Source organism: Nocardia sp. NPDC057663 (assembly GCF_042799895.1).
GTDB lineage: Bacteria > Actinomycetota > Actinomycetes > Mycobacteriales > Mycobacteriaceae > Nocardia.
The window spans coordinates 242,019-261,119 of sequence record NZ_JBHVHX010000003.1; the positions used below are offsets into that span (position 1 = coordinate 242,019).

General features: G+C 70.1%; 18 protein-coding genes. 13 read left to right on the forward strand and 5 right to left on the reverse strand.

What is annotated here, in order from left to right:
- Positions 1 to 174 precede the first annotated feature (174 nt).
- Positions 175 to 1,701, forward strand: coding sequence for an FAD-dependent monooxygenase (locus ACFVAV_RS09255; protein WP_379033558.1), 1,527 nt, complete (start codon positions 175 to 177; stop codon positions 1,699 to 1,701).
- A 15-nt stretch (positions 1,702 to 1,716) separates the two neighbouring features.
- Here the strand turns inward: ACFVAV_RS09255 and ACFVAV_RS09260 are convergent, their stop codons facing one another.
- A complete protein-coding gene (locus ACFVAV_RS09260) occupies positions 1,717 to 2,607 on the reverse strand; it encodes an RNA polymerase sigma-70 factor (RefSeq protein WP_379032461.1) in 891 nt (296 codons plus the stop codon).
- A 130-nt stretch (positions 2,608 to 2,737) separates the two neighbouring features.
- On the opposite strand from ACFVAV_RS09260, the gene ACFVAV_RS09265 reads away from it, so the two are divergent.
- The 3 genes from ACFVAV_RS09265 to ACFVAV_RS09275 all read left to right on the forward strand — a co-directional run bounded on the left by ACFVAV_RS09265 (position 2,738) and on the right by ACFVAV_RS09275 (position 5,065).
- Positions 2,738 to 3,649, forward strand: a complete 912-nt coding sequence (locus ACFVAV_RS09265; protein WP_379032464.1) for a DMT family transporter — start codon at positions 2,738 to 2,740, stop codon at positions 3,647 to 3,649.
- A gap of 91 nt (positions 3,650 to 3,740) precedes the next feature.
- Positions 3,741 to 4,247 (forward strand): VOC family protein, encoded by a 507-nt coding sequence (locus tag ACFVAV_RS09270; protein WP_379032466.1) that lies wholly within the window; start codon positions 3,741 to 3,743, stop codon positions 4,245 to 4,247.
- Between the two features lie 29 nt (positions 4,248 to 4,276).
- The gene (locus ACFVAV_RS09275; RefSeq protein WP_379032468.1) at positions 4,277 to 5,065 is read left to right on the forward strand and encodes a MerR family transcriptional regulator; all 789 of its coding nucleotides are present in this window, start codon (positions 4,277 to 4,279) and stop codon (positions 5,063 to 5,065) included.
- A 168-nt stretch (positions 5,066 to 5,233) separates the two neighbouring features.
- Here ACFVAV_RS09275 and ACFVAV_RS09280 read toward each other — a convergent pair whose 3' ends face one another.
- Positions 5,234 to 5,617, reverse strand: coding sequence for a hypothetical protein (locus ACFVAV_RS09280; RefSeq protein WP_379032471.1), 384 nt, complete (start codon positions 5,615 to 5,617; stop codon positions 5,234 to 5,236).
- A 47-nt stretch (positions 5,618 to 5,664) separates the two neighbouring features.
- On the opposite strand from ACFVAV_RS09280, the gene ACFVAV_RS09285 reads away from it, so the two are divergent.
- Together ACFVAV_RS09285 and ACFVAV_RS09290 are read left to right on the forward strand one after the other, a co-directional pair.
- Positions 5,665 to 6,456, forward strand: a complete 792-nt coding sequence (locus tag ACFVAV_RS09285) for a helix-turn-helix domain-containing protein (RefSeq protein WP_379032473.1) — start codon at positions 5,665 to 5,667, stop codon at positions 6,454 to 6,456.
- 5 nt (positions 6,457 to 6,461) lie between these two features.
- Positions 6,462 to 7,397: a MerR family transcriptional regulator gene (locus ACFVAV_RS09290; protein ID WP_379032475.1), complete on the forward strand. Its 936-nt coding sequence runs from the start codon at positions 6,462 to 6,464 to the stop codon at positions 7,395 to 7,397.
- 44 nt (positions 7,398 to 7,441) lie between these two features.
- Here the strand turns inward: ACFVAV_RS09290 and ACFVAV_RS09295 are convergent, their stop codons facing one another.
- Complete coding sequence (locus tag ACFVAV_RS09295; protein WP_379032478.1) at positions 7,442 to 7,732, reverse strand: hypothetical protein; 291 nt, start codon at positions 7,730 to 7,732, stop codon at positions 7,442 to 7,444.
- Positions 7,733 to 7,970: 238 nt separating this feature from the next.
- Complete coding sequence (locus ACFVAV_RS09300; RefSeq protein ID WP_379032480.1) at positions 7,971 to 8,789, reverse strand: SDR family oxidoreductase; 819 nt, start codon at positions 8,787 to 8,789, stop codon at positions 7,971 to 7,973.
- Between the two features lie 371 nt (positions 8,790 to 9,160).
- On the opposite strand from ACFVAV_RS09300, the gene pyrR reads away from it, so the two are divergent.
- The 7 genes from pyrR to pyrF are packed head-to-tail and all read left to right on the forward strand — an operon-like array spanning position 9,161 to position 17,861.
- Positions 9,161 to 9,793, forward strand: a complete 633-nt coding sequence (pyrR, locus tag ACFVAV_RS09305) for a bifunctional pyr operon transcriptional regulator/uracil phosphoribosyltransferase PyrR (RefSeq protein ID WP_379032483.1) — start codon at positions 9,161 to 9,163, stop codon at positions 9,791 to 9,793.
- A complete protein-coding gene (locus tag ACFVAV_RS09310; RefSeq protein WP_379032486.1) occupies positions 9,790 to 10,746 on the forward strand; it encodes an aspartate carbamoyltransferase catalytic subunit in 957 nt (318 codons plus the stop codon). The genes pyrR and ACFVAV_RS09310 overlap by 4 nt, the downstream gene beginning before the upstream one ends.
- On the forward strand, positions 10,743 to 12,041 hold the full coding sequence (locus ACFVAV_RS09315; RefSeq protein ID WP_379032489.1) for a dihydroorotase: 1,299 nt from the start codon (positions 10,743 to 10,745) through the stop codon (positions 12,039 to 12,041). Before ACFVAV_RS09310 ends, ACFVAV_RS09315 begins: the two co-directional genes overlap by 4 nt.
- 13 nt (positions 12,042 to 12,054) lie before the next feature.
- The gene (locus ACFVAV_RS09320; protein WP_379032491.1) at positions 12,055 to 12,561 is read left to right on the forward strand and encodes a transporter; all 507 of its coding nucleotides are present in this window, start codon (positions 12,055 to 12,057) and stop codon (positions 12,559 to 12,561) included.
- Entirely contained in the window at positions 12,558 to 13,673 is a 1,116-nt protein-coding gene (gene carA, locus ACFVAV_RS09325; protein ID WP_379032494.1) for a glutamine-hydrolyzing carbamoyl-phosphate synthase small subunit, read from the forward strand. The genes ACFVAV_RS09320 and carA overlap by 4 nt, the downstream gene beginning before the upstream one ends.
- Positions 13,673 to 17,035: a carbamoyl-phosphate synthase large subunit gene (carB, locus tag ACFVAV_RS09330; protein ID WP_379032497.1), complete on the forward strand. Its 3,363-nt coding sequence runs from the start codon at positions 13,673 to 13,675 to the stop codon at positions 17,033 to 17,035. The genes carA and carB overlap by 1 nt, the downstream gene beginning before the upstream one ends.
- 1 nt (position 17,036) lies before the next feature.
- Positions 17,037 to 17,861: an orotidine-5'-phosphate decarboxylase gene (gene pyrF / locus ACFVAV_RS09335; protein ID WP_379033560.1), complete on the forward strand. Its 825-nt coding sequence runs from the start codon at positions 17,037 to 17,039 to the stop codon at positions 17,859 to 17,861.
- Positions 17,862 to 17,934: 73 nt separating this feature from the next.
- Here pyrF and ACFVAV_RS09340 read toward each other — a convergent pair whose 3' ends face one another.
- Entirely contained in the window at positions 17,935 to 19,029 is a 1,095-nt protein-coding gene (locus ACFVAV_RS09340; RefSeq protein ID WP_379032500.1) for a serine hydrolase domain-containing protein, read from the reverse strand.
- Between the last annotated feature and the right edge of the window lie 72 nt (positions 19,030 to 19,101).

Here is a 19,101-nt window from a genome sequence, read left to right on the forward strand (position 1 = left end):
GCGGTGCCCGAGGAGGATGTGCGAAGAGGGAAAGGGGGAATCGGAGCGTCCGCCGCTCCTTGCCCCTTCCAAGATATAGCCGACCCGGGGGCTTGCCGCAAGACCCCGGTCGTCCTGCAGAATCGCACGTCGAAGTCCGGACCAGCGACAAATGGGAGTTACGCAGTGCGTGAGATGAAGACCGACGTGATCGTTGTCGGCGCCGGCCCCGCCGGACTGATGCTCGCCGGGGAACTGTCCCTGGCGGGTGTGCGACCCGTGGTGCTGGAGCGGCGCGCGGAGCCGGGCACCGCGCACAAGGCCAGCGGCCTCGGCGGCCGGATCCTGGATGTGCTGCGATACCGCGGCCTGCTCGACCGCTTCACCGCGGTGGGCAACCCGATCCCGGCGCCGATCTTCCCCTTCGGCGGGATGCAAGTCGACTTCACCAGCCTCGCCGACGGTCCCATGGACGCGATGGGGATCCCGCAGGCGCGGGTCGAGGAATTGCTCGCCGAGCGCGCCGCCGAACTCGGCGCCGAGATCCGCCGCGGGCACGAGGTGGTCGCGGTGAGTCAGGACGACACGGCGGTGACCGTGGACGTGCAGGGGCCGGACGGGCCGTACCGGGTGCGTGCGCAGTACCTGGTCGGCTGCGACGGCGGGCGCAGCCGAATCCGGGAACTGGCCGGAATCCTGTTCCCCGGCAACATCTTTCCCGAGGTCAACCGCCTCGGCGTGGTGACGGTGCCGGACTCGGTCACCGTCCTCGCCGACGGTGGTCTCGACGTGCCCGGCCACGGCCCGATCAGTCCCGGCTTCAACCGCACCGATCGCGGCGTCTTCGCGATAGGCCCGGTCGACCCGGCGGAGCGGACGATGTTCTTCCAGACCACCGAGGACGACCTCACCGAGTACGACAACGACGAACCGATGACGCTCACCGAACTCGGTGACAGCGCCCGCCGGGTGCTCGGCGCCGAGCTGCCGCTGGGCGAGCCGATCCGGTTGTCCCGCTACCAGTTCCAGGCGCGACGGGCCGACCGCTACCGGGCGGGCCGGATCCTGCTCGCCGGTGACGCGGCCCACCTGCTGCCCGCCACCGGCACCGCGCTCAACGTCGGCATGCTCGACTCGGTCAACCTGGCGTGGAAGCTGGCAGCCACCGTGCAGGGCTGGGCGCCCGCCGGCCTGCTCGACACCTACCACGACGAACGGCACGCCGCGGCGGGACGGGCGCTACAGCAGACTCGCGCGCAGGCGGCGCTGCGCCGTGGCCACGACGACGCCGCCGACGCCCTGCGCGCGGTGTTCCAGGAACTGGTCGCCGACGAGCCCGCGCTGCGCCGCCTGGCGGGCATGATTTCCGCGGGCGACGTCCGCTATCCGATGCCCGGCGCCGATCCGCACCCCTTGGCCGGCGCCTTCGCACCCGACCTGGCGCTGCTCACGGATCAGGGCACGACCAGCGTCGCGGACCTCCTGCACACCGCGCGGCCCGTCTTCCTCGATCTCGCCGACCGCGCGGACCTGCGGGAGATCGCCACGGCGCGGGAGCCGAGGATCGTGATCGTCACGGCCAAGACCGAGGATCGCCCGGCCGACGCCCTCCTCATCCGGCCCGACGCCTTCGTCGGCTGGGCCGCGGCCGTCGAGGAAGCCACCGACACCGCGGCCCCCGCGCTGCGTGACGCGCTCGACCGCTGGGTCGGGCTGCCCTGACGAAGCGGTCGCGGATCAGCGGGCGACGGGGGTCGCCTGCTCGATCCGCGACAGCTTCTCGGGATTGCGCACCACATAGAGACCGGTGATCGACCCGTCGTCGATGCGCGTCGCGACGACACTGTCGAGCACCCCGTCGATCCGGATGACCAGTGCGGGAGCGCCGTTGATCTGGACCAGCTCGGTCGACACCTGGCCGCCGACCCGGGGCAGCCCGGCGGCCATCAGCCGGGCGACCCGGTCGGCGCCGACGATCGGGCGCACCACGGCCTTGACCACGCCGCCGCCGTCGGCGAGCAGCACGATGTCGGGCGCGAGCAGATCGAGCAAGCCCTGCAGGTCACCGGTCTCGACCGCCCGCCCGAAGGCCTCGAGCGCGTGCCGGCTCTCCGCCGAGGACACCACCCCGCGCGGTCTGCGCGCGGCGACATGGGCCCGCGCCCGATGCGCGATCTGGCGCACCGCGGCCGGGGTCTTGTCCACGGCGGCGGCGATCTCGTCGTAGGCCAGGTCGAACACCTCGCGCAGCACGAACACCGCGCGTTCGACCGGCGCCAGCGTCTCGAGGACCAGCATCATCGCCATCGACACGCTGTCGGCGAGCTCGACGTCCTCGGCGATGTCCGGCGTGGTGAGCAGCGGCTCGGGCAGCCACGGCCCGACGTAGGTCTCCTTGCGGCGCCCGAGCGTGCGCAGCCGGGTCAGTGCCTGGCGGGTGGTGATGCGGACCAGGTACGCGCGCGGGTCGCGGATCTCGGCCTGGTCGACATCGACCCAGCGCAGCCAGGTCTCCTGCAAGACGTCCTCGGCGTCGGCGGCCGAGCCGAGCATCTCGTAGGCGACCGTGAAGAGCAGATTGCGGTGCGCCACGAACGCCCCGGTCGCCGAGTCCATTTCCTCGCTCATGGTGGTCCTGTCTGTCGGTGTTGCCCATAAGACGCCGATCCGCGCCGTCCCGTGACATTTCGGGACAGTGGCATGGGTCACGTTCCCGTCTCGCGTTGAAATCCGGTACCGGCTGTGGATTACTCCTGGAGTGACTGCGACCTCGACGACCGAGCGGCCCGGCCGTGCCGTGCTCCCCGGCTGGTCGGTGCCGCTGGTGTTCGTCGTCGCCGCGACATCGCAGTATGTCGGTGCGGCACTGGGCGTTTTCCTGTTCGACACCACCGAACCGGCGACCGTCGCGTGGCTGCGCGCCGCGGCCGCCGGCGTGGCGCTGCTGGCCTGGCGACGACCGTGGCGCAGCCGGTGGACGCGGCGGGGGATCGCGGTGGCGGCCGGGTTCGGCATCGTCACCGTGTCGATGAACATCGTGTTCTACGAGGCGATCGCGCGGATTCCGCTCGGCACCGCGGTCGCCATCGAATTCCTCGGCCCCGTCGCGGTGGCCACGCTCGGCTCGCGCCGGGCCAGGGATCTGCTCGCGGTGGTGCTGGTGGCGGTCGGGGTGGTGCTGCTGGCCGGGGTGCAACTCGACGTCGAGCCGGTCGGGGTGGGGTTCGCGGTCGCCTCGGCGGTGCTGTGGGCGGGCTACATCCTGGTCGGCAAGCGGGTGGCCGACGCCGGTGACGGCCAGGATTCGCTCGCCGTCGGTATGACGGCCGCCGCGGTGCTGCTCGCCCCGTTCGTGCTGATTCCGCAGGTCGCGATCGACGCGTCGGTCTTCGCCGATCCCCGCACCTGGCTGCTCGGGCTCGGCGTCGGCGTGCTGTCGAGCGCGGTGCCCTACGCGCTGGATCAGGTGGTGCTGACCGCGGTCGGGCGGGCGCGGTTCGCGTTGCTGCTCGCCCTGCTCCCGGCCACCGCGGCCGTCGTCGGCGCCCTCGCGTTGAGCCAGCGGCTCACCGTGCCGGAGCTGGCGGGCATCGCGCTGGTCATGCTGGCGTTGACGGTCAGCGCCCTGCCCACCCGGCCGCCCGCGCCGGAACCGCCCGCACCGCTGTAGCCGACCAGCGGGCTGGGGGTGTCGTGGTCGCGGTGCGCGAGCGATCGATCCGGCTTGACCCTGACGTCGCGTGAGGGTCGACGATGCTCGCATGACCACATCTTTCCCCGCGTTCGAGATCAGCCCGGTTCCGGTTCCCGGCCCCGATACCGTTGCGCCCGGGCAGTTTCACGGCCTCTACGGAATGCCGATGTTCGTCACGGTGCCGACCGTCGATCTGGCTGTGTCGACGGACTTCTGGGCCCGTGGGCTCGGCTTCTTCGACCTGTTCTCCGTCCCCGGTCAGCTGACCCATCTGCGCCGCTGGGCATTTCAGGACGTTCTGCTGGTCTCGGGCGAACAGCAGGACGACACACCCGCGATGACAGTGAGTTTCTCCTGTGTACTCGGTGAGATCGACGCGATCGCCGCCGCCTGCGAAGCGGTGTCACCCGGCTGCACGACCGGCCCGCGGCTGATGCCGTGGAACTCGATCGAACTGGAAGTCCGGACCCCGGAGAACATCCGGGTCATCATGACGGCCGCGAGGCCATGGGACCCCGACAGCCCGGAAGCCGCGCACCTGCGGTCGATCGGCATCGAGGCGCCCGAGCAGTGACGGTCAACGGGCGCGGCACACTGGATGCCGTGTCCGAACCGCTTACCGTCGGCACCGCCGCGGAACTGCTCGGCGTCACGACGCGCACGCTGCACCACTGGGACGCGGTCGGGTTGGTGCACCCGTCCGACCGCACCGCCGCCGGCTACCGCCTGTACACGGCGGCCGACCTGGCCCGCGCCCAGCGCGTGCTCGTCTACCGGGAACTGGGCGTGGCACTGGACGAGATCGGTGCGCTGCTGGACGCGCCTGCCGCCGACGCCATGGCCACGCTGCGCCGGCAACGCGCGGCACTGCACGCCAAGACGCTGCGCCTGCAGCGGATGACCGCGGCCATGGACCGGATGATCGAGGCCAGAGAGTCGGGCATCCTGCTGTCCGCGCAGGATCAGGTCGCGATCTTCGGTGCGGACTGGCAGCCGTCCTGGGTGGACCAGGCGCGCGAACAGTGGGGCGACACCCCGCAGTGGACCCAGTACGCCGAACGCGCCGCGGTCAGGTCGGCGGGGGAGTGGCAGCGCATCACCGACGACACCGCCGCCCTGCACGCCGACTTGGCCGAGGCCCTGCGCGCGGGCGTCACCCCCGGTAGCCCCCGCGCCGACGCGCTCGCCGAACGGCATCGCGCCTCGATCGCGGTCTACTTCGACTGCACCCACGCGATGCACGTCTGTCTCGGCCGGCGTTACGTGGCCGACCCGGGCTACACCGCGTTCTACGACGCCATCGAACCCGGACTGACCGCCTGGCTGAGTGCGCTCATCGACGCCAATGCCCAGGCGCACGGCGTCGACCCGGACATGGCGACCTGGGGGTAGGGCGCGGAATGAGCTGTCACAGTGATGATCTCGCGGGGATGTCGAGGAGCGGTCAGTTGGCTGCGCACCGGGGTTCGTAGACGACGTCACTCGGCGGTGATCTCGTGGGCAGTCGGCAGTCGTGGACCAGGTCGGGTAGCCCGTGTCGCAGCGCCGGATTTCGCGGCCTCACCCGGCGAAGCCGAACAGAAGCGCGGCGACGACCAGCGCGGCAAGAGCGCCCACGTCGATCCGTGCCACCCGCATCGTCCTGGCGCCGAGATCACCGAGTCCGACCACAGCGGCGAGCGCGAGAAACGAACTGGTGCTGATGATTCCGGCCGCGATGGTCACCGCCCGCACCGACGGCACGAACGCGCCGACGATCAACCCGATCCCCACCAGGGCGAGCAACACCGCGCGATGACGCAGCAACAGCTCGAGGTCCCGGTTCGTGACCGCCGTGCCGTAGACCGCCGCCGCGCGCCCCGGCGCCAACGCGACCACACCCGGCACCACATGCACCAGACCCACACCCACCAGCAGCACCGCACCTACGACTTCGCCGACCACGCCGGTCCCTTCCTTCGTCCGACACCTGTCGTGCAAGCATGACTGGCATGGGCGGAGCGCCACTTCCGGAAACGTGCAATACCCCGGCGACGGTGTGGCTGGGCGCCGGGCACGCGATCTACCTCGGCCCGTCGCTGCGACTGGACCGGCATTCCGGGTCCGTGGCGTGCCTGGCGGTCGGGCTCGACACACCGTTCACGGTGCATGCCGACGCGATCGGTGCCCGGACGGCCCGCAGTGTGCTGGTCCCGCCGCGGACCCCGCACCGGATCGTCGCCGACGGGCGAATGCTGTTCTGCTATCTCGACTCCGGCTCACCGCGTGCTGCGGCCTGCCGGGGCCGGATGCTCGAACAGACAGGTGGTTTCGGCCTCGGACACGTCGAGGAGGCCACGCTGATCCGTTGTGCCGCCGACTCCGCGCCTGCCGCCGTCCTCGCTCTCGCGTGCGGCGCGGGTATGCCCGACATCGATCCCCGGATCGCCGCGGCGACAGCCATCCTGTGCGCCGATCCGGCCGCGGCGATCTCCGCCGATCAGCTCGCCGCGGCGGTCCACCTGTCGAAATCCCGTCTGCTGCACCTGTTCTCCGCCCAGGCGGGCACCACCTTCCGGCGCTACCGGGTATGGGCGCGCATGCTCGCCGTCGGCCGGGCGGTGGCCGACGGCGCCGACCTCACCACCGCCGCGGCGAATGCCGGGTTCGCCAGCCCCTCCCATTTCAGCGACACCTTCCACGCCATGTTCGGCCTGACCGCCGCCGACCTGCTCGGCGCGGGCGTACGCATCGTCGTCGACGATCCGGGCTTGCTTCTCCCCCGAGGGGAGACGGCACGCTGAGCGACATGGACGACGACACGCTGTTCACGATCGGGGAAGTCGCGGAGCGGACCGGACTGACGGTCAAGGCGATCCGCTTCTACGCCGACCGCGACATCGTGGCGCCGACCACGCTCAACCCGGCGGGCCACCGCCGCTACGACACCGCCGCCCTCGCCCGCCTGGAACTGGTCCGCACCCTGCGCACCCTCGGCATCGACCTCGCCACCGTGCGCCGCGTGCTCGCCCGCGAAACCTCGATGACCGAGGTCGCCGCGACGCACGCGGACGCGCTCGACGTCGAGATCCGAACCCTGCGGGTGCGACGAGCGGTGTTGCGCGCGGTGGCCGCCCGGGAACCCACCCCACCGGAGATGGATCTCATGCACCGACTCGCCACCCTGTCCGCCGCTGAAAGACACCGCCTGATCCAGGATTTCGTCGACGACACCTTCGGCCGCTACGCCGCCAACCCCGCCATGGTCGACCTCGTCCGCGCCGCCATGCCAGACCTGCCCGACGACCCGACGCCCGACCAGCTCGCGGCCTGGATGGAACTGGCGGAACTGGTGCAGGACAGCGATTTCCGCGACGCCGTCCGGCGCATGGCCGAGTACCAGGCCAGGGAACGCGCCGCGGGCGACACCACCGGCCTGCACCACGACCTCACCGAAGCCGTCCGCACCCAGATCGGTGCGGCCGTCACCGCCGGCATCACCCCCGGCTCCGCGGCCGCGATCCCGGTGCTCGACGCACTCACGGCGAGGTACGCGAGCACCTTCGGCCGCCCCGACGACCCACCGCTCCGGCACTGGATCCTCGAACGGCTCGAAGTCGCCGATGACCCACGCGTGCAACGCTATTGGCGGTTGCTCGGCATCGTGAACGGCTGGCCCGAGCAACCGGATATGACCCCGGTGTTCACGTGGTTCGCGCAGGTGCTGCGCGCGGCCACGACCTGACCTCGACCGTCGGCCGTGCGCGCTCCCCACGGCCGGCGATCGGCTCAGCTCCCCTGGGTCAGATAGTTGTGGATCTCGTGGATGGTGACGGTGGGTTCGGCGGTCAAGCCGACCTCTTTGGTCAGCGGTCCGATGGTGGTCTCGGCGAACTCCTGGAACTGGCCCGCGGACTCCCACACGTCAGTGACATGAAACCCGTCATCGGTCTTCCTGGCCCAGTGGAAGATCAAACCAGGCCCGCCGGTTCCGCCGTGCGTGAAGCCCATCTTCGCCAAGACCTGGTCGTACTGCTCCATCGTCGCGCCGGTGAAATCGAGTTCGACGGCAACAGCCATAACGTCATCTCCTTGCCGAAAGGTCGTGCGGAATCGCTCGCCGCGGCGCCGACGCGGCGGTCGAGCAGGAGCGGAGCGACTGGCAGGCCCGGCTCATCGACGAGGGGGTCACGAAAGATCACCGTGGCCCGGCGCTCCGATCGGGTCACGCTGACGCTCAACGGCGGCACCACATCCGCGCTTACGAATGTGGTGCGCGTCACAGTGTAGTCGGCTACTCGATGGCCTACAAGCCGGATCACCAGCGGGAACGCCGGAACCCGCCCTCCGAGTCGATCACCTGACCGACCACCCAGCGGGCCTCATCGGACACCAGCCATGCGATCAACCGCGCCGGGTCGTCGGGCGTTCCCACCCGCCCGCGTGGGAACGCGGCCCGTACCTCCTCGACAACCGAGAGGTCGCGGTCGGTCGTTGCTTCTGACAGATACCCCGTGTCCACCGGGCCCGGATTGACCGTGTTGAGCAAGATTCCGCGCTCGATCAGCTCGTCGGCGACTGTGGCCGTGAGGCCCGCCAAGACCGATTTCGCCGCGGCGTAAGCGATTTCCGTCCGCATCGGCCCGAGGTGCTGCCCCGAGCTCATCCAGATCACCCGACCATGCTCACCTTCCGGTCCGGCATCGCGGCGGTACCGGCGGGCGAACGCCTGGGTCAGCAGCAACACCGACCGGGCGTCGACCGCCCAATGCCCGTCGAGCATCCGCGCATCCACGTCGAACAGGCTCCCGTCGCCGCCACTACGCGCATGGTTGGCGACGAGAATGTCGACCTGGCCGAAGGCGGCCACCGCCTCGTCGATCACCCGCTCCGCGGCGGTCGCCTCGGCCAGGTCGACGGCAAGGTCCGCCACTCGCGTCATCGCACCGAGCTCGCGGCACAATGACGCCGGGTCCTCAGCGCCCCACGGCTGCTGCGCGTCGTGCGGAGCCCAATGCGTGAGAAACAATGCGGCCCCGTCCTCCGCGAGTCGCCGCGCCACCGCGAACCCGATCCCGTTCCGGCGACTCACCCCGGTCACCACGGCGACCCGCCCCACCAGCCCTCGCGATCCCATGCTCCGATTGCACCCGCTGCGTCCACCACCCGCAACCGAATACCGTCGGATCCGGTGCGGCGACTCGATGACCGGGAGCCTGCCCGTGTGAGTGGCAGGCGATGTGGTTCGGGTCGGTTCGTGAATACCGTCACGTGCGTTGTGCGGCGGGAAATGGCGAGCTGAGCGGGAATGGAGGTGAAACCGGCGCGCTCACAGGACTTTCAGTCCGGGTGTGACCGGCGACGCAGGCGCGGTGTCGGTGCGCGGCGCCGTGGCGGCGCTCACAAGCAGGACTGCCTGGTCAAAGGTGGGTTCGGACGCTGATAAGGTGGAGCGCGAATTAGGCATCCTTTAACGGACCGTCCGGTGAGGCGGGGAAGGAGGTCGGCATGGCTGTGCCCGAACGGGCGGCCAAAACCGGCGCGGGCGAAACATCGCAGCGGCACACTCCGGAGTGGGTGGCAGCCGGCCGCGAGCTGTTGTCGCCATCGGACGTGAACCGGACCGTCGCGCGCATCGCGCACCAGATCATCGAGAAGACCGCCCTGGATTCCGGCGACGCCGACGCACCGCGGGTGGTTCTCATGGGCATCCCGACCCGCGGCACCACGCTGGCCAACCGGCTGGCTGCCAAGATCGAGGAATTCTCCGGCGTGCGGCCCGCACTGGGCTCGCTCGACATCACCCTCTACCGCGACGACCTGCGCAGCCGTCCGCACCGCCCGCTGGAGCGCACCTCGGTGCCCGACGGCGGCATCGAGAACGCCCTGGTCGTCCTCGTCGACGACGTACTGTTCTCCGGCCGCACCGTCCGCTCGGCCCTCGACGGCCTGCGCGACCTGGGCCGCCCCCGCGCGGTGCAGCTGGCGGTGCTCATCGACCGCGGCCACCGCGAACTGCCGATTCGCGCCGACTACGTGGGCAAGAACGTGCCGACCTCGCGCGCCGAGGACATCTCGGTCCTGCTGACCGAACACGACGGACACGACGGTGTGTATCTGCACCAGGAGGGGCAGGAGTGAAGCATCTGCTGACGGTCGCCGATCTCGATCGGGGCACCGCCACCGAACTCCTCGACGAAGCCGAGCGCTTCGAACAGGCCCTGCTCGGCCGCGAGGTGAAGAAGCTGCCGACCCTGCGCGGCCGCACCGTGATGACGGTGTTCTACGAGAACTCGACCCGCACCCGGGTGTCCTTCGAGGTCGCGGGCAAGTGGATGAGCGCCGACGTGATCAACGTGAGCGCGTCGAGCTCCTCGGTCTCCAAGGGCGAATCGCTGCGCGACACCGCGCTGACCCTGCACGCGGCGGGCGCCGACGCGCTCATCGTGCGCCACCCGGCCTCCGGCGCCGCGCACCAGATCGCGCGCTGGATGGAACAGTGGGCGCGCGACGAGAACCGCGCCGCCCCCTCGATCATCAACGCCGGTGACGGCACCCACCAGCACCCCACCCAGGCGCTGCTCGACGCGCTGACCCTGCGTCAGCGCCTCGGCGACATCGAGGGCAAGCGGATCGTGCTGGTCGGCGACATCCTGCACAGCCGGGTCGCGCGCTCGAATGTCTTCCTGCTCAACACCCTCGGCGCCGAAGTGGTGCTGGTCGCGCCGCGCACCCTGCTGCCGGTGGGCGTGGAGAGCTGGCCCGCGCGGGTCGCGACCTCGCTCGACGCCGAACTGCCCGGCGCCGACGCGGTGATGATGCTGCGGGTGCAGGCCGAGCGGATGAACGGCGGATTCTTCCCGTCGGCCCGCGAGTACGCGATCAACTACGGACTGTCCGAGCGCAGGCTCGGTGTGCTCGGCGACGACGCGGTGGTGCTGCACCCCGGTCCCATGCTGCGCGGCATGGAGATCGCGTCGGCGGTCGCCGATTCGCCGAAAGCGGCAGTCCTGCAACAGGTGACGAACGGAGTGCACATGCGGATGGCCGTGTTGTTCCGGCTGCTCGTCGGCACCCAGGAGGTGGCGGCGTGAGTGAACTGCTGATCAAGAATGTGTTGCCCTACGGTGAGGGCGAACCGGTCGACGTGCTGGTGCGCGGCACCGTCATCGCCGAGATCGGCACAGGCATCGAGGCTTCGGCCGACGCCGAGGTGATCGACGGCAACGGCCAGATCCTGCTGCCCGGCTTCGTCGACCTGCACACCCACCTGCGTGAGCCCGGCCGCGAAGACACCGAGACCATCGAAACCGGTTCGGCCGCAGCCGCACTCGGCGGTTACACCGCCGTGTTCGCGATGGCCAACACCAACCCGGTCGCCGACTCGCACGTCGTCACCGATCACGTGTGGCGGCGCGGCCAGGAGGTCGGCCTGGTCGACGTGTTCCCGGTCGGCGCGGTCACCGTCGGGCTCGAGGGCAAGCAGCTCGCCGAGATGGGCACCATGGCCGCGGGCGTCGGCCAGGTCAAGATGTTCTCCGACGACGGCCACTGTGTCTACGACCCGCTGATCATGCGCCGCGCCCTCGAATACGCGAACTCTCTGGGCGTGCTCATCGCCCAGCACGCCGAGGAGCCGCGGCTGACCAAGGGCGCCGTCGCGCACGAGGGCCCCAACGCCGCCCGCCTCGGCCTGGCCGGCTGGCCGCGCGCCGCCGAGGAGTCGATCGTCGCCCGTGACGCGCTGCTGGCCCGCGACGCGGGTGCCCGCGTGCACATCTGCCACGCCTCCACCGCGGGCACCGTCGAACTGGTGAAATGGGCCAAGTCCCAGGGCATCTCGATCACCGCCGAGGTCACCCCGCACCACCTGCTGCTCGACGACTCGCGCCTGGAGACCTACGACGCGGTCAACAAGGTGAACCCGCCGCTGCGCGAGTCCGCCGACGTCGCCGCCCTGCGCCAGGCGCTGGCCGAGGGCGTCATCGACTGTGTCGCCACCGACCACGCCCCGCACGCCGAGCAGGACAAATGCTGCGAGTTCGCCGTGGCCCGCCCCGGCATGCTCGGCCTGGAGACCGCGCTGTCGATCATCGTGCAGACGATGGTGCAGCCGGGCCTGCTCGACTGGCGCGGTGTCGCGCGGGTGATGAGTGAGAAGCCCGCCGCGATCGTCGGCCTCGACGACCACGGCCGCCCGATCGCGGTCGGCGAGCCTGCCAACCTGACGCTGATCGACCCCGACGCCGAGTGGACGGTGCACGGCGCCGAACTGGCGAGCATCTCGAACAACACGCCGTTCGAGGACATGACGTTCCCGGCGCAGGTGTCAGCCACCGTGCTGCGCGGCCGGGTAACTGCCCGCGAGGGCAAGGCTGCCGGGATCTAGGAGGGCCAGGAACGTGGAAAGAACTCTGTGGGTGCTGGGGTGTCTGGCCCTGTTCCTCCTGTGCCTGTGGCTGATGTACCGAGCCTGGCAGAAGAAAGCCTCGCGGCAGCAGGCACGGATCGGCGAACTGCCGACGGTGCCCGCCGAGCTGGGCGCACAACTACTGGAACCGACCACCGGCCTCTACCTGGGCAGCACCATCGCGCCCAGCTGGCAGGACCGGATCGCGGTCGGTGACCTGGGATTCCGGGCGACCGCCGAACTGACGCGGTTCGAACGCGGAATCCTGCTCGAACGCGACGGGGCGACGCCGATCTGGATTCCGCAGGAATCCGTCACGGCCGTGCGCACCGAACGCGGACACGCGGGCAAAGTGATGACAGAGAATGGTGTGCTGGTAATTCGCTGGACACTGCCGACCGGAACCGAGATCGATACCGGATTCCGGGGCGACGACAAGACGGTGTACCCGGCATGGACCGCGGATGCGACCAGGGCGACGACGGGAGACGACGAATGAGCAAAGTGAAGGCAGCCCTCGTGCTGGAGGACGGCCGCGTGTTCCGCGGTACCGCCTTCGGCGCCGAGGGCCAGACCCTGGGCGAGGCGGTGTTCTGCACCGCGATGACCGGATACCAGGAGACCCTGACCGACCCCAGCTACGACCGCCAGATCGTGGTGGCCACCGCCCCGCAGATCGGCAACACCGGCTGGAACGACGAGGACGACGAGTCCGGCAAGATCTGGGTCGCCGGCTACGCCGTGCGCGACCCCTCGCCGATCTCCTCCAACTGGCGCGCCACCGGCACCCTGCAGGACCAGCTCGACAAGCAGAACGTGGTCGGCATCGCCGGCATCGACACCCGCGCGGTGGTGCGCCACCTGCGCACCCGCGGCTCGATGAAGGCGGGCATCTTCTCCGGTGCCGCCCTCGCCGGTGACGACGAGCTGCTGGCCCGGGTCAACGGCCAGCCCTCCATGCTCGGCGCGGACCTGGCCGAAGAGGTCAGCACCGACGGCATGTACACGATCGAGCCGGTCGGCGACCATCGCTTCACCGTCGTCGCGGTCGACCTGGGCATCAAGACCAACACCCCGCGCATGTTCGCCGAGCGCGGTGTCCGCACCCACGTGGTGCCGTCGAACACCTCCCTCGACGACATCCTCGCGCTGAACCCCAACGGCGTGTTCCTGTCGAACGGCCCCGGCGACCCGGCCACCCAGACCGGCGCGATCGCGCTGACCCAGGGCGTGCTCGAGCGCGGGATCCCGCTGTTCGGCATCTGCTTCGGCAACCAGATCCTGGGCCGGGCACTGGGCCGCGACACCTACAAGATGAAGTTCGGCCACCGCGGCATCAACATCCCGGTGGTCGAAGAGGGCACCGGCCGCATCTCCATCACCGCGCAGAACCACGGCTTCGCGCTGGAAGGCGAGAAGGGCGAGGTGTTCGACACCCCGTTCGGCAAGGCCGAGGTCTCCCACATCTGCGCCAACGACGGCACCGTCGAGGGTGTGCGACTGATCGACGGTCGCGCCTTCTCGGTGCAGTACCACCCCGAGGCCGCCGCAGGCCCGCACGACGCCGCATATCTGTTCGACCGTTTCGCCGGTCTCATGGAAGGAGCCTGATGCCTCGCCGCGAGGATCTGAAGCACATCCTGGTGATCGGCTCTGGCCCGATCGTGATCGGCCAGGCGTGCGAATTCGACTACTCCGGTACCCAGGCGTGCCGGGTGCTGCGGTCCGAGGGACTGCGCGTATCGCTGGTGAACTCCAACCCGGCGACCATCATGACCGACCCCGAGTTCGCCGACTCCACCTACGTGGAGCCGATCACCCCGGAGTTCGTCGAGAAGGTCATCGACAAGGAACGGCCCGACGCCATCCTGGCCACCCTCGGCGGGCAGACCGCGCTCAACACCGCGGTCGCGCTGCACGAGCGCGGTGTGCTGGAGAAGTACAACGTCGAGCTGATCGGCGCCGACTTCGAGGCCATCCAGCGTGGTGAGGACCGGCAGAAGTTCAAGGACATCGTCGCCAAGGTCGGCGGCGAAAGTGCCCGCAGCCGTGTCTGTTACACCATGGACGAGGTCCGCGACACCGTCGGCGAACTCGGCTTCCCGGTCGTGGTGCGCCCGTCGTTCACCATGGGTGGCCTCGGTTCCGGCATGGCCTACAACGACGAGGATCTCGACCGCATCGCGGGTGGCGGCCTCGCCGCGTCGCCCACCGCGAACGTCCTGATCGAGGAGTCCATCCTCGGCTGGAAGGAATTCGAGCTCGAGCTCATGCGCGACGGCCGCGACAATGTCGTGATCGTCTGCTCCATCGAGAACGTCGACCCGATGGGCGTGCACACCGGTGACTCGGTCACCGTCGCCCCGGCGATGACGCTCACCGACCGCGAGTACCAGAAGATGCGCGATCTCGGCATCGCCATCCTGCGCGAGGTCGGCGTCGACACCGGCGGCTGCAACATCCAGTTCGCGGTCGACCCGAAGGACGGTCGCCTGATCGTCATCGAGATGAACCCGCGCGTCTCCCGCTCCTCGGCGCTGGCGTCGAAGGCCACCGGTTTCCCGATCGCCAAGATCGCCGCCAAGCTGGCCATCGGCTACACCCTCGACGAGATCGTCAACGACATCACCGGCGAGACCCCGGCCTGCTTCGAGCCGACCCTGGACTACGTCGTCGTCAAGGCGCCGCGGTTCGCGTTCGAGAAGTTCCCCGGCGCCGACGCCACGCTGACCACCACCATGAAGTCGGTGGGCGAGGCGATGTCGATGGGCCGCAACTTCTCCGAGGCGCTCGGCAAGGTGCTGCGCTCGCTCGAGACGAAGGCCGCCAGCTTCTGGACCACCGACGACGGTCAGTGGGCGCCCAAGGACCCGAGCGATCCCGCGTCGGTGCGCGAGGCGATCGAGGCCATCCTCGCCGACCTGCGCGTGCCCACCGAAGGCCGCATCTACCAGGTCGAGCGGGCCCTGCGCTACGGCGCGAGCATCGAGGAGGTCGCGCTGGCCTCCGGTGTCGACCCGTGGTTCGTCGCCGAGGTCGCCGGACTGGTCACGCTGCGCCAGGAAGTCCTCGACGCGCCGGTGCTCGACGAGGACCTGCTGCGCCGCGCCAAGCACTACGGCCTGTCCGACCGTCAGCTCGCCGCCCTGCGGCCCGAGCTCGCGGGCGAGGCCGGTGTGCGCTCGCTGCGCCATCGCCTCGGCGTGCGCCCGGTCTACAAGACCGTCGACACCTGTGCCGCGGAGTTCGAGGCCAAGACCCCGTACCACTACAGCTCCTACGAGCTGGATCCCGGCGCGGAGTCCGAGGTCGCGCCGCAGCGTGAGCGCGACAAGGTGATCATCCTGGGCTCGGGCCCGAACCGCATCGGTCAGGGCATCGAGTTCGACTACTCGTGTGTCCATGCGGCACAGACGCTCTCGGCCGCGGGCTACGAGACCGTCATGGTCAACTGCAACCCCGAGACCGTCTCCACCGACTACGACACCGCCGACCGTCTCTACTTCGAGCCGCTCACCTTCGAGGACGTGCTCGAGGTGTACAACGCGGAAACCGAGTCGGGCACCGTCGCCGGTGTGATCGTGCAGCTCGGCGGCCAGACCCCGCTGAGCCTGGCGCAGCGGCTCACCGACGCCGGCGTGCCGGTCGTCGGTACCTCCGCGGCCGCGATCGACCTGGCCGAGGACCGCGGCGAATTCGGTGACGTGCTCGTCGCCGCCGGACTGCCCGCGCCCAAGTACGGCACCGCCACCACGGTCGAGCAGGCGAAGAAGATCGCCGCCGAGATCGGCTACCCGGTGCTGGTGCGCCCGTCCTACGTGCTCGGCGGTCGCGGCATGGAGATCGTCTACGACGAGACCTCGCTCGAGGGCTACATCTCCCGCGCCACCGAGCTCAACCCGGATCACCCGGTGCTGGTCGACCGCTTCCTGGAAGACGCCATCGAGATCGACGTCGACGCCCTGTGCGACGGCGAGGAGGTCTACCTCGGCGGCGTGATGGAGCACATCGAGGAAGCGGGCATCCACTCCGGTGACTCCGCCTGCGCGCTGCCCCCGATCACCCTGGGCCGCAGCGACATCGAGGCCGTGCGCCGCTCCACTATCGCGCTGGCCAAGGGCATCGGCGTGAAGGGCCTGCTCAACGTGCAGTACGCCCTCAAGGACGACATCCTCTACGTGCTCGAGGCCAACCCCCGCGCGAGCCGCACGGTGCCGTTCGTCTCCAAGGCGACCGCGGTGCCGCTGGCCAAGGCCTGCGCACGCGTCATGCTCGGCGCCTCCATCGCCGACCTGCGCAAGGAAGGCATGCTGCCGCCCGAGGGCGACGGCGGCCACGTGCCGCTGGACGCGCCGGTCGCGGTGAAGGAAGCCGTGCTGCCCTTCCACCGGTTCCGTCGCGCCGACGGCTCCGGCGTGGACTCGCTGCTGTCGCCGGAGATGAAGTCCACCGGCGAGGTCATGGGTATCGACGCCGACTTCGGCACCGCCTTCGCCAAGAGCCAGGCCGCCGCCTACGGCTCGCTGCCGACCGAGGGCACCGTGTTCGTCTCCGTCGCCAACCGCGACAAGCGCGCCATGGTGTTCCCGATCAAGCGCCTGCACGACCTGGGCTTCCGCATCCTCGCCACCGAGGGCACCGCGGAAACCCTGCGCCGCAACGGCATTCCGTGCGAGCAGGTGCGCAAGCACTCCGACCCGGAAGCCACCGATCCGGCCACCGGCATGCCGGAGGCCTCGATCGTCGAGCAGATCCGCGACGGCGAGATCGACATCGTGTTCAACACCCCCTACGGCAACTCGGGCCCCCGCGTGGACGGCTACGAGATCCGCACCGCCGCGGTGGGCGCGAACATCCCGTGCATCACCACTGTGCAGGGCGCGGCCGCGGCGGTGCAGGGCATCGAGGCGAGCATCAACGGCGGCATCGGCGTGCGCTCGCTGCAGCAGCTGCACTCGGTGCTGCGTGGCTGACATGCACAGCTTCGGTCACCGGTTGCGGCACGCCATGCGGGAATTCGGCCCGCTGTGCGTCGGCATCGACCCCCACCCCGGCCTGCTCCGGGCGTGGGGGCTCACCGAGGACGTCGACGGGCTCGAGGCGTTCGCCGAGATCTGCGTCGAGGCCTTCGACGGCCGCGTCGCGCTGGTGAAGCCGCAGGTCGCGTTCTTCGAGACCTACGGTTCCGGCGGTCTCGCGGTGCTCGAACGCACCATCGAGGTGCTGCGCGCCTCGGGCACCCTGGTGCTGGCCGACGCCAAGCGCGGCGACATCGGCTCCACCATGGACGCCTACGCGCACGCCTGGCTCGGTGACGGGCCACTGGGTTCGGACGCGGTGACGGTCTCGCCGTATCTCGGTTTCGGGTCCCTGGACCCGGCGCTGAGCCTGGCGCACGCCAACCACCGCGGCGTGTTCGTCCTCGCGGCGACGTCGAATCCCGAAGGGGCACAACTACAGCGGATCACCGGCGCGGACGGGCGCACGATCGCCCAGACGATGGTCGACGAGGCGGCGGCGCGCAACGCGGGCCACGGCTTCGGCTCCGTCGGTGTGGTCGTCGGCGCGACGCTGACCGAGGCGCCGGACCTGTCGGCCCTCAACGGGCCCATCCTGATGCCCGGAGTCGGTGCGCAGGGCGGGGGAGCGGACTCCATCCGGGCACTGGTCCCGGAGGCGAACCTGGCGGCCGTGGTGCCCAACGTGTCCCGCGAGGTTCTCAACGCGGGCCCGTCGGTGACGGCGCTGTGCGAGAAGACGGCTCAGCTGCAGGAGGAGTTCGCCTTCCTGCAGGGGTGACGATCAACGCGACAGGCCGGGGCAGCGACACGCCGCCCCGGCCTCGTCGTCTTCCGTTGGTCACGCCCCACGATCAGGCGAGGCAGTACGTCGCTGTGACCGTGGCGAACAGCGACAGCGCGTCCGACGAGGCCGCCGAGCCGAGGACCATCGTCAGTGCGCGGCCGTCGGTCGACCGGAACGCATACGTGACGTAACCGAGCAGCTCACCGCCGTGCCCCCACAGATCGTCACCACACGGTGGATCGAAACGCTGCAGGCCGAGGCCGTAGTGGAATCCCATGCCCATCGGGACGGTCTCGCGCATGCGGTCCAGCGCGGCGGGGCTGATCAGGCGGCCACCCAGCAATGCCGCGAAGAACGCGTCGAGATCGGCTGTGGTGGAAATCATTTCGCCTGCCGCCCAGTCCAGCGACGGGTTCATCTCGGTCACGTCCACGCGGCCGACGCCGTCGATGTCGCGGTGTGCGGTGAGGGCGGGCGCGGGGATACGGGGGTCGTCGCCGGGAACGGTGGTGGCGGTCAACCGCAGGGGAGTGAGAATGCGGTCGCGGATCGCGTCGCCGTAGCGGCGCCCGGTCACGTGCTCGATGAGCAGGCCGAGCGCGATGTAGTTGGTGTTCGAGTACCGGAAGCGGGCGCCCGGCGCGAAATAGGGGTCGTGGCGCACCGCGGTGGCGAGCAGAGCGCGGGGCGCGTGACTGCGGAATCGGTCGTCGCCGCGCCACCGGTTCGTCGACATGCCGGGTTCCTTCATGTAGTCGTAGAGCCCGCTGGTGTGATTCATCAACTGCCGCACCGTGATCCGGTCCCCGTGGGGAATCGGGTCGGGCAGCTGCGCGGCGATCGGACCGTCCAGGTCGACCTTGCCCTCGTCGACCAGTTGCAGCACCACGGTCGCGACGAAGGTCTTGGTGATGCTGCCGATCCGGAATCGGCTGTGCGGGTCCGGCGTGGACTGCCCGCTGCCGCCGTACTGCCACTGGCGCTGTCGCTCCCCGTCGGTGATCCGCAGTACCACGTCGGTGTCGTTCCAGCGCGCGCCGGCCTCGACCGTGTCCCCGACGACCCGCCAACGCGCCGCCACGAGGACGGTGGCGGCCACCAGCGCGGCCGTCAGCACGGTGCCCAGAATGACCACAGAGGCACGAAACAGTTTCTGTCGCATAGTTTCGACGCTAGGCACGCTCCGCGCCGACGACGAGGGTGCACGCCCCGCGGCCGGGGTGCGGAAAACCCC

What these genes read in the sequence shown, in the direction of transcription:
- ACFVAV_RS09255 (WP_379033558.1), top strand. Translation starts at nt 175, where the DNA reads ATGAAGACCGACGTGATCGTTGTCGGCGCCGGCCCCGCCGGACTGATG.
- ACFVAV_RS09260 (WP_379032461.1), bottom strand. Translation starts at nt 2,607, where the DNA reads ATGAGCGAGGAAATGGACTCGGCGACCGGGGCGTTCGTGGCGCACCGC.
- ACFVAV_RS09270 (WP_379032466.1), top strand. Translation starts at nt 3,741, where the DNA reads ATGACCACATCTTTCCCCGCGTTCGAGATCAGCCCGGTTCCGGTTCCC.
- ACFVAV_RS09285 (WP_379032473.1), top strand. Translation starts at nt 5,665, where the DNA reads ATGGGCGGAGCGCCACTTCCGGAAACGTGCAATACCCCGGCGACGGTG.
- ACFVAV_RS09290 (WP_379032475.1), top strand. Translation starts at nt 6,462, where the DNA reads ATGGACGACGACACGCTGTTCACGATCGGGGAAGTCGCGGAGCGGACC.
- ACFVAV_RS09295 (WP_379032478.1), bottom strand. Translation starts at nt 7,732, where the DNA reads ATGGCTGTTGCCGTCGAACTCGATTTCACCGGCGCGACGATGGAGCAG.
- ACFVAV_RS09300 (WP_379032480.1), bottom strand. Translation starts at nt 8,789, where the DNA reads ATGGGATCGCGAGGGCTGGTGGGGCGGGTCGCCGTGGTGACCGGGGTG.
- pyrR (WP_379032483.1), top strand. Translation starts at nt 9,161, where the DNA reads ATGGCTGTGCCCGAACGGGCGGCCAAAACCGGCGCGGGCGAAACATCG.
- carA (WP_379032494.1), top strand. Translation starts at nt 12,558, where the DNA reads ATGAGCAAAGTGAAGGCAGCCCTCGTGCTGGAGGACGGCCGCGTGTTC.
- carB (WP_379032497.1), top strand. Translation starts at nt 13,673, where the DNA reads ATGCCTCGCCGCGAGGATCTGAAGCACATCCTGGTGATCGGCTCTGGC.
- pyrF (WP_379033560.1), top strand. Translation starts at nt 17,037, where the DNA reads ATGCACAGCTTCGGTCACCGGTTGCGGCACGCCATGCGGGAATTCGGC.
- ACFVAV_RS09340 (WP_379032500.1), bottom strand. Translation starts at nt 19,029, where the DNA reads ATGCGACAGAAACTGTTTCGTGCCTCTGTGGTCATTCTGGGCACCGTG.